Source organism: Streptomyces flaveolus, assembly GCF_000716535.1.
Lineage (GTDB): Bacteria > Actinomycetota > Actinomycetes > Streptomycetales > Streptomycetaceae > Streptomyces > Streptomyces flaveolus_A.
Window position 1 is genome coordinate 205,446 of sequence record NZ_JNWV01000008.1, and the last position, 9,547, is coordinate 214,992.

The following is a 9,547-nucleotide window of genomic DNA, read 5'->3' on the forward strand; positions in this document are numbered from 1 at the left end:
GAGGCTGCCGCCCATGCTGGACGAAACGCTGCTCGACACCCCGGAGGGCCTCGCCGAGGCCGACCGCCGGGGTCTGCTGCGCGGCGCGGCGGAGGCCGGCGCCCGCGTCCGCACCGCCGCCCGGCACGCCACCGAGGCCGGCATCGGCGAGCTCAAGCCCGACGGCCGCCCCCGCGCGGTCCTCATCGCGGGCCCCGGCGCCGCCGCCACCCACACCGCCGACCTCCTCGGCACCCTGGCCGGCCCCGGCAGCCCCGTCGTCCGGCTCGCCCCCACCGGCGTCGCCCCGGCAGCGGGCGCCCTGCGCTGGGAACTCCCGGGCTGGGCCGGTTCGGTGGACCTGCTGCTGATCGCCACCCCGGACGGCACCGAACCGAGCCTGTCCCTCCTCGCCGACCAGGCCTACCGCCGTGGCTGCTCGGTAGCCGCCGTGGCCCCGCCCGGCACCCCGCTCGCCGAAGCGGTCGCCGGCGCGCACGGCATGTTCGTCCCGATGGCGACGGCACCGTACGACCAGGAGGAACCGCTCGCCGCGTCCTCCCCGGGCGTCTTCTGGGCGCTGCTGACCCCGCTGCTCGCGCTCCTGGACCGGATCGGTCTGATCGCCGCCGCGCCGGACGCCCTGGAGAAGGTCGCCGACCGCCTCGACCACATCGCGGAGCGCTGCGGCCCCGCCATCGCGACCTACAGCAACCCGGCGAAGACCCTCGCCGCCGAACTCGCCGACGCGCTCCCGCTGGTGTGGACGGAAGGGACCTCGGCCGGTCCGGCGGGCCGCCGCTTCGCCGCCGCGCTCGCCGAACTCGCCGGCCGCCCCGCCCTGGTCGCCGAACTGCCCGAGGCGCTCGCCGCGCACGGCGCCCTGCTGGCCGGCCCGCTCGCCGCCAGCGCCGACCCGGAGGACTTCTTCCGCGACCGCGTCGAGGAGCCGCCAGCGCTGCACGCGCGCGTGGTGCTGCTCCGCGACCGCCCGATCACCGGCCTCACCGCCGCCCCCGCCGCCCGTGACGTGGCCCTCAGCCACGACACGGCGATCAGCGAACTCGAACCGGAGGAGGGCGGCGAACTGGAGACCCTCGCGGAACTGATCGCCGTCACGGATTTCGCCGCCGTTTACCTGGCGCTCGCTTCAGGGGCCTGATCCTGTTCCGGGCCGGACGACCCGAGCCCGCCCCCCGGCACCGCGAAGGTACAGTCGCCGACGCGGCCGAGCAGCGTACGTACGGAGACTGAGAAGACACATGGATCGCCTCGACAACACCATCCGCCCCTATGCCTGGGGTTCTCCCACCGCCATCCCGCACCTCCTCGGCGTCGAGCCGACCGGTGAACCCCAGGCGGAGATGTGGATGGGCGCACACCCGGGCGCCCCGTCGCGCACCGAGCGCGGGACCCTCGTCGAGGTCATCAAGGCCGACCCGGAGCGGGAACTCGGTGCCCGCGCGGTCGCCAGGTTCGGCCCCCAGCTGCCGTTCCTGCTCAAGATCCTCGCCGCCGGCGCGCCCCTGTCCCTCCAGGTGCACCCCGACCTGGAACAGGCCAGGGAGGGATACGCCGACGAGGAGCGGCGCGGCATCCCCGTCGACGCCCCCTACCGCAACTACAAGGACGCCAACCACAAGCCCGAACTGATCTGCGCCCTCACCGAGTTCGACGGCCTGTGCGGCTTCCGCGACCCGGTGGGGGCCGCCGACCTGCTCGACGGGCTCGGCGTGGACTCCCTCAAGCCGTACGTCGACCTGCTGCACGCCCATCCCGAGGACGCGGCCCTGCGCGAGGTCCTCACCGCGATCCTCAGCGCCGACCCGGAGGAGATGGCCCGCACGGTCGCCGAGGCCACCGCCGCCTGCACCCGCCTCGGCGGCGCCTACGCTCCCTACGCCGACATCGCCCACCACTACCCGGGCGACCCCGGCGTCATCGCGGCCATGCTGCTCAACCACGTCCGGCTCCAGCCCGGCGAGGCCCTGTTCCTCGGCGCCGGCATCCCGCACGCCTACCTCAGCGGTCTCGGCGTCGAGATCATGGCCAACTCCGACAACGTCCTGCGCTGCGGCCTGACCCCCAAGCACGTCGACGTCCCCGAACTCCTGCGGATCGTCCGCTTCGAGCCGAGCGACCCGGGCGTGCTGCGCCCGGAGGCCTCCCCGGAGGGCGAGGAGGTCTACGAGACCCCGATCGACGAGTTCCGGCTCTCCCGGTACGTCCTCCCCGAGGGCGGCGCCGCCCACGACCTCACCCGGGACACCCCGCAGATCCTGCTCTGCACGGCCGGCACCGTCCGGGCGGGCGAACTCGAGCTGCGGGCCGGTCAGTCGGTCTTCGTCCCGGCCGGCGAGCGGGCGGAGATCGCGGGCGCGGGCACGGTCTTCCGCGCCACCGTGATCGTATGACCGGAGCTGTGGACAACCTGTGGATCATATGACCGGGGTTGTGGATACCTGACGCACCGGGGCCCGGCCGGGCTGCAAGAATGGCCCACCGGCAAAGGCCGGGCAAAGCCGGGCACTCGTCCGGACGGACGCACCAGGGCGACAGAGGCGAAGGGACAACGCGAACACATGAGCGCGTCAGGCGGTACCAAGGCGATCGTGGCGGCACTCGGCGCCAATCTCGCCATCGCGGCATCGAAGTTCGTGGCGTTCGCGTTCAGCGGCTCCTCCTCGATGCTCGCCGAGGGCGTCCACTCGCTCGCCGACTCCGGCAACCAGTTCCTGCTGCTCGTCGGCGGCAAGAAGGCGCAGCGCCAGGCGAGCCCGCAGCACCCCTTCGGCTACGGCCGCGAGCGGTTCATCTACGCCTTCCTCGTCTCGATCGTCCTCTTCTCCATCGGCGGCATGTTCGCCATCTACGAGGGCTACGAGAAGGTCCGCCACCCGCACGACCTGGAGCACTGGTACTGGCCGGTCGGCGTCCTCGTCTTCGCGATCATCGCCGAGGGCTTCTCCTTCCGCACGGCCATCAAGGAGTCCAACGGCCTGCGCGGCACGCTCTCCTGGAAGGAGTTCATCCGCCGCGCCAAGGCACCCGAGCTGCCCGTCGTCCTCCTGGAGGACTTCGGCGCGCTCATCGGTCTGATCCTCGCCCTCGGCGGCGTCGGCCTCTCCCTGCTCACCGGCGACGGCGTCTGGGACGGCATCGGCACCCTCTGCATCGGTGTCCTGCTCGTCCTGATCGCCCTCGTCCTGGCCGCCGAGACCAAGTCGCTGCTGCTCGGCGAGGCCGCCGGGCTCGAAGACATAAAGAAGATCGAGGCCGCGATCGTCGACGGCGACACGGTCCCCCGCATCATCCACATGCGCACCCTCCACCTCGGCCCGGAGGAGCTGCTGGTCGCCGCCAAGATCGCCGTCCGGCACGACGACACGGCCACCGAGGTCGCGAGCGCCATCGACGCCGCCGAGGCCCGTATCCGCGCCGCCGTCCCCATCGCCCGCGTCATCTACCTGGAACCGGACATCTACAGCGAGGCCGAGGCCGCCAAGGGCCCGGACCCGGACGCGACCCCGGGCGGCCCGACCCCGCACCCCGCCGGTCACTGAGGAAACTCCGCGGTACGGCCCTCAGCCCTGAGCCGGCTGCACGGGCCAGGGCGCCGGCGGCACCGTCGGCGCCTTCCGCCGCCGCACCACCAGGGCGGCGATCCCCAGCCCGGCACCGGTCAGGACCAGCAGACCGCCCGCGAGCAGGGCCGTACCCAGCAGGGCCGGGCCCGTACGGTCGTCCGTCACCCGCCCCCGCACGGCGTCCGCCGGCACGGTTCCGCCGTGATCGGCGGCGAAGAAGCGGGAGTCCATCGAGTCGGACCGGTGGTCACCCATCAGGAACAGCCGGCCCCGCGGCACCTTCACGTCGTACGGCCGGTGCACACCGTCGGCGTCCCCCTCGTAGACGTACGGCTCCTCGACCGGCTTGCCGTTCACGGTGACCCGCTCCTCGGAGCCCACGTTCGTGCAGCACGCCACACGGTCGCCGCCCACGCCGATCACCCGCTGCATGAAAACGCCCGCGGACCGGTAGCGCCCCGGCAACGAGAACACCACGACGTCACCGCGCCGCACCTCGCTCCCGTCCACCCGCTCCCAGATGATCCGGTCACCCCGCTGGTACGTCGGCTCCATGCTCTGGCTCGGCTGCGTGCCCGTGCCGTACGCGCCGCGCCCGTAGACGAAGGCACCCCCGGCCAGCACCACACCCAGCAGCCCCACCACCAGCGCCGCGATCCCCAGTCCCCGCCCTCTGCCCGCCATGTCCCGTCCTCCCCATGCGGCCCGTCCGCGGCGCGGACAATAGCGGTCCTCCGTGAACGCCCGGTGCCCTCGGCACTCCCGTGACCGCTCGCCGCACCCTCGCCGGTGAGCGGTGCCCACCGACGAGAACGCCGCGCGTACGGCCCGTCGAATGCTCAGGCGGACTGGGGCCGACCGGGCCGTCCGGTGTAGCTTGGGACGGAGCCAGACGTCGCTGCTGATGGCGGTCGGGCGGTCCCACGCGGACCGACCGAGGGAGAGAGGGCCTCCGACGGACTGCGCTGCGCGTACGTGGGCATGCCTGTGTCCTCTTCTCGGGCACCCCTGTGTCCGCCGCCGCGCAGACCAGCCGTACCCACCTCGCCCCAACCCCGAGGAGCAGCTCGTAATGACGACTGTCGAGAACCGACAGGACTTCAAGGTCGCCGACCTCTCGCTGGCCGAGTTCGGCCGCAAGGAGATCACCCTCGCCGAGCACGAGATGCCCGGCCTCATGGCGATCCGCAAGGAGTACGCCGAGGCCCAGCCGCTCGCCGGCGCCCGCGTCACCGGCTCGCTGCACATGACCGTGCAGACCGCCGTGCTCATCGAGACCCTGGTCGCCCTCGGCGCCCGGGTCCGCTGGGCCTCCTGCAACATCTTCTCCACCCAGGACCACGCCGCCGCGGCCATCGCCGTCGGCCCGAACGGCACGCCGGACAACCCGCAGGGCGTCCCGGTCTTCGCCTGGAAGGGCGAGACCCTGGAGGAGTACTGGTGGTGCACCGAGCAGGCGCTGACCTGGCCGGACAGCCCCACCGGCGGTCCCAACATGATCCTGGACGACGGTGGCGACGCCACCCTCCTCGTCCACAAGGGCGTCGAGTACGAGAAGGCCGGTGAGGTCCCCGCCCTGGACACCGCCGAGTCCGACGAGCACCGCGTCATCCTCCAGCTGCTGCACCGCACCCTGGGCGAGAACCCCCAGAAGTGGACCCAGCTCGCCTCGGAGATCCGCGGCGTCACCGAGGAGACCACCACCGGTGTCCACCGCCTGTACGAGATGCAGCGCGACGGCGTCCTCCTCTTCCCGGCGATCAACGTCAACGACGCCGTCACCAAGTCGAAGTTCGACAACAAGTACGGCTGCCGCCACTCCCTGGTCGACGGCATCAACCGCGCCACCGACGTCCTGATCGGCGGCAAGACCGCCGTCGTCTGCGGCTACGGCGACGTGGGCAAGGGCTGCGCCGAGTCCCTGCGCGGCCAGGGCGCCCGCGTGATCGTCACCGAGATCGACCCCATCTGCGCCCTGCAGGCGGCGATGGACGGCTACCAGGTCACGACCCTGGACGAGGTCATCGACAAGGCCGACATCTTCATCACCACGACCGGCAACAAGGACATCATCATGGCCTCGGACATGGCCAAGATGAAGCACCAGGCGATCGTCGGCAACATCGGTCACTTCGACAACGAGATCGACATGGCCGGTCTCGCCAAGGTGCCCGGCATCGTCAAGGACGAGGTCAAGCCGCAGGTCCACACCTGGACGTTCCCCGACGGCAAGAAGATCATCGTCCTCTCCGAGGGCCGCCTGCTGAACCTGGGCAACGCCACCGGCCACCCGTCGTTCGTGATGTCCAACTCCTTCGCGGACCAGACCCTGGCCCAGATCGAGCTGTTCACCAAGCCCGACGCGTACCCGATCGGCGTCTACGTGCTGCCCAAGCACCTCGACGAGAAGGTCGCCCGCCTCCACCTGGACGCACTCGGCGTCAAGCTCACCAAGCTGCGCCCGGAGCAGGCCGCGTACATCGGCGTGGAGGTCGACGGCCCGTTCAAGCCGGACCACTACCGCTACTGATCCGGTGATCCTCCCGTAGTCCAGCCCGCCGGGGGAGTGCGCGGTGCACCGGCGCACCCTCCCGGCAGCAGGTCCTCCGAGGCAGGCCCCCGCACCCCCGTGCCGGGGGCCTGCCCCTTTGGCTCCCTGACCTGCGGCACCCGGCCCGTGGCGCCCCGAGCCTGGCCGGCCGAGCCATGGCTTCCCGGACCCAGGGATCCCGCAAGCCAGGGTTTCGGGGAGCCGGGAGTTTCGGGACCCAGGGCTTTCCGACCCCTCGCCCTATCGCTCCCGGACCCGCGCCTTCCGGCCGGATCAGCCCGTCAAGACCCAGGACCCCCATGCCCCGCGGCCGTTATTCGCTCCACGATCCGCACGATCACACCCCCCTCGCGGACGAACACTTCCAGTGCGCCCCCGGTCCGTCCGGCTGGCGCTACGTCTCCCGGCTGACCGGCCCCGCCGGCGACCACCGCGGCTCGGTCGACCTCGCCCTGGACGACCTAGGCCGCCCCATCCGCCTCGAACTCCACGCGGGTGACTGGCAGGTGCGCGGCGCCGCCATCGACGGCGTCACCTGGGTCCGCACCGACCCCACCGGCACCCAAGCCACCGAAGGCAATGTGCGCGCCCACGCCTTCACCGGCACGTCCCCCGCGTTCCTCGTCGCCACCGCCCGGCTCCTGCGCCTCACCCCCTCGTCCGCCGCGACCCGCGTACGCCTCGTGGCCTTCACCGACCCCGTCCTCGCCCCCCGCACCGTGGACCAGTCCTGGGCTCTGGTGAACAGCGAAGCACACGCCACTGACAACGCCCCCCTGATCGTGGACGAATACCAGGTCACAGCCCTGGACACCGGTGAACAGCACACCGTCCACATCGCCGGCGACGTCGTCCTCGCCGCACCCGGGATCGAGCTGGAAGACCTCCAGTCACCGCCGTCGCGATTCGACTGAACCCGGTACCCCCGGCGGCCCGGGGTGCCGCGAGCACGGCGGAAGCAGACCCGGACTACGCCGGCGGCGCGAACCCCGTGGCCGGCCGGTCGGTCCGGGACTCCTCCCGCGGCGGCGCCGACGAGGGAGCGAGAGGGGCCTGCGGCGGCTGCGGTGCGGCTCCGTGCGCCATCGGCGGTGCTGCCGGGTGCGCCACCGGCTGTGCTGCGGGCCCTGCCATCGGCGGAGCGAAGCCGCCGCCGCCCCTCCCGAACGCCTGCCGGACCTCACGGGACTGCCGCTCGTGCACCACGGCCGCCAGGAAGGCGGCAGGAGGCAGGTCCCGGGGCACCGGTGCCCCGGTCCGCTCCGCGAGGTCGGCCGCCAGCCGCTGTGCCATACCCGCCGAGACCTGCGGATCGAGCTGCTGCATCCGGGTCAGGTACTGCCGGACGGCGAGCCACAGCCCGTCCGGGACCGCCGACAGGTCCAGCCCGGCGAACCGCCCCACGAGCCACGGCGGCGGAGGCGGAACGAAGCCGGTCCGCCCGGCGGGTATCCGTTCCCGAACGACCAGGGTGCCCGCGAAAACGTCCCCGAGCCGCCGCCCCCGAGCCGAGACCAGCGAGGCGATACAGGCCACCACCCCGAACGTCATCAGGATCTCCACCACCCCGATCGCGCCCCGCACCAGCGCATGCCGGAAGCGGATCGGCCCACCGTCGTCCCGCACCACCCGGAGCCCGAACGCCAGCTTCCCCAGCGAACGCCCGTGACTGAGCGTCTCGACGGCTATCGGCCCGCCGACCAGCACCAGCAGGAACGTCGCGATCGACAGCGCCAGCTGCGCGGCCTCGTCCAACGAAGCCGTCGACACGGCCAGCACCATCATCACGACGATGTACGCGACCACCGCCACGACCAGGTCCAACAACACGGCCAGCGCCCTGCTCGGCAGCTTCGCGGGCCGCAGTTCGAGCGCCACCGCCTCGCCCGTCACCAGCTCACTCACGCCCGCCGCCCTTCCCTGGTCCGCCCCTGAACCGCAAGTCTGCCAAGCTGTGGGCGCATCGCGCCGCAGTACGACAAGCTGACAGCAAGCACGAGCATCCACGACGAGCCGTGGACGACCAGCCGAGGAGCAGGCAGACCCGATGGACCTGGACGTCTTCGTCTCCGTACACCGAGCCGAATGGGACCGGCTCGACGCACTGCTCGGCCGCCGACGCCGGCTCACCGGCGCCGAAGCAGACGAACTCGTCGCCCTCTACCAGCGCACCGCCACCCACCTGTCCCTCATCCAGTCGAGCGCTCCGGACCCGCAACTGACGGGACGGCTCAGCCAGCTCGTGGCACGCGCGCGCAGCACCGTCGCCGGCACCCGCCGCGCGTCATGGCGGGACGTCACGCGCTTCCTCGGCCAGGGCTTCCCGGCCGCCGTCTACCGCACCCGCCACTGGTGGGTGCCCACAGCGCTGGTCTCCACCGCCGTCGCCATCCTCCTGGGCTGGTGGATCGGCACCCACCCCGAGGTGCAGTCGTCCATCGCGGCACCCAGCCAGCTGCGGGAGCTGACCCGGCCCGGCGGTGAGTACGAGACCTACTACTCCAGCCATCCGGCTGCCGCCTTCGCGGCCCAGGTCTGGACGAACAACGCCCAAGCGGCGGCGATGTGCCTGGTCCTGGGTGTCTTTCTGGGACTGCCCGTCCTCTGGATCCTCTTCCAGAACATGCTCAACCTGGGCGTCGGCTTCGGCCTCATGTCCTCGGCCGGCCGCCTCGACACCTTCCTCGGTCTGATCCTCCCGCACGGCCTGCTCGAACTGACCGCGGTCTTCGTCGCCGCCGGTACGGGATTGCGCCTCGGCTGGACCGTCATCGACCCCGGCCCGCGCAGCCGGCGCGCGGCGCTCGCGGAGGAGGGACGGGCTGCCGTCGGCATGGCGATCGGCCTCGCCCTGGTCCTGTTCGTCTCCGGTGCCATCGAAGGCTTCGTCACCCCCTCCGGCCTGCCCACCTGGGCCCGCATCGGCATCGGAGTCGCGGCCGAGCTGGCGTTCCTGACGTACGTCTACGTGCTGGGCGGGCGTGCGGCACGCGCGGGTGAGACGGGCGATCTCGAAGCCACGGACCGCAGCTCCTCGGTCCCCACGGCCGCCTGACGGCCGGCGGATGTGCACTCGACCCCTGTGAGCTGCTAATCTCCTCTTCGCCCCGCAAGAGCCGTTGACACGGAGGGAGTGGGGAGGTAGATTCAAACAGTTGCCCGGAGCTGGACAGATCCAGCGGGCAGCCGTTAGAATCTAATCGCTTCGCCGGGAGCCGTGAACGGCACTCCGGGAAGCACCTTCCGATTACTCAGGAATGAGCGGCCGGTCAGACCGGCCAAGAACTTCTGATAAAGTCGGAAAAGCCGGAAAGGGAAACGCGAGAGCGCAAACCTGGAAAGCACCGAGGAAATCGGGTCGAGAAAAGATCTGATAGAGTCGGAAACGCAAGACCGAAGGGAAGCGCCCGGAGGAAAGCCCGAGAGGGTG

At 71.7% G+C, this 9,547-nt stretch carries 8 protein-coding genes; 6 read left to right on the plus strand and 2 right to left on the minus strand.

Annotated features, from left to right (window positions below; all coding sequences use genetic code 11):
• The first annotated feature begins 13 nt into the window (after positions 1-13).
• The 3 genes from OO52_RS10845 to OO52_RS10855 all read left to right on the plus strand — a co-directional run bounded on the left by OO52_RS10845 (position 14) and on the right by OO52_RS10855 (position 3,542).
• Complete coding sequence (locus OO52_RS10845) at positions 14-1,141, plus strand: SIS domain-containing protein (RefSeq protein WP_030658217.1); 1,128 nt, start codon at positions 14-16, stop codon at positions 1,139-1,141.
• Between the two features lie 100 nt (positions 1,142-1,241).
• Positions 1,242-2,393, plus strand: a complete 1,152-nt coding sequence (gene manA / locus OO52_RS10850; RefSeq protein ID WP_030658221.1) for a mannose-6-phosphate isomerase, class I — start codon at positions 1,242-1,244, stop codon at positions 2,391-2,393.
• Between the two features lie 168 nt (positions 2,394-2,561).
• Positions 2,562-3,542 (plus strand): cation diffusion facilitator family transporter, encoded by a 981-nt coding sequence (locus OO52_RS10855; RefSeq protein WP_030658224.1) that lies wholly within the window; start codon positions 2,562-2,564, stop codon positions 3,540-3,542.
• Positions 3,543-3,563: 21 nt separating this feature from the next.
• On the opposite strand, the gene lepB is transcribed toward OO52_RS10855, so the two are convergent.
• Complete coding sequence (gene lepB / locus OO52_RS10860) at positions 3,564-4,121, minus strand: signal peptidase I (RefSeq protein WP_030936899.1); 558 nt, start codon at positions 4,119-4,121, stop codon at positions 3,564-3,566.
• A 517-nt stretch (positions 4,122-4,638) separates the two neighbouring features.
• On the opposite strand from lepB, the gene ahcY reads away from it, so the two are divergent.
• The gene (gene ahcY, locus OO52_RS10865; RefSeq protein ID WP_030658227.1) at positions 4,639-6,096 is read left to right on the plus strand and encodes an adenosylhomocysteinase; all 1,458 of its coding nucleotides are present in this window, start codon (positions 4,639-4,641) and stop codon (positions 6,094-6,096) included.
• Between the two features lie 320 nt (positions 6,097-6,416).
• Positions 6,417-7,031, plus strand: a complete 615-nt coding sequence (locus tag OO52_RS10870; RefSeq protein ID WP_030658229.1) for a hypothetical protein — start codon at positions 6,417-6,419, stop codon at positions 7,029-7,031.
• A 55-nt stretch (positions 7,032-7,086) separates the two neighbouring features.
• Here the strand turns inward: OO52_RS10870 and OO52_RS10875 are convergent, their stop codons facing one another.
• Positions 7,087-8,022 carry an RDD family protein gene (locus tag OO52_RS10875; RefSeq protein WP_030658231.1) on the minus strand — a complete coding sequence of 312 codons (936 nt, stop codon included), beginning with the start codon at positions 8,020-8,022 and terminating at the stop codon, positions 7,087-7,089.
• A gap of 142 nt (positions 8,023-8,164) precedes the next feature.
• On the opposite strand from OO52_RS10875, the gene OO52_RS10880 reads away from it, so the two are divergent.
• On the plus strand, positions 8,165-9,172 hold the full coding sequence (locus OO52_RS10880) for a stage II sporulation protein M (protein ID WP_030658233.1): 1,008 nt from the start codon (positions 8,165-8,167) through the stop codon (positions 9,170-9,172).
• Positions 9,173-9,547 lie beyond the last annotated feature (375 nt).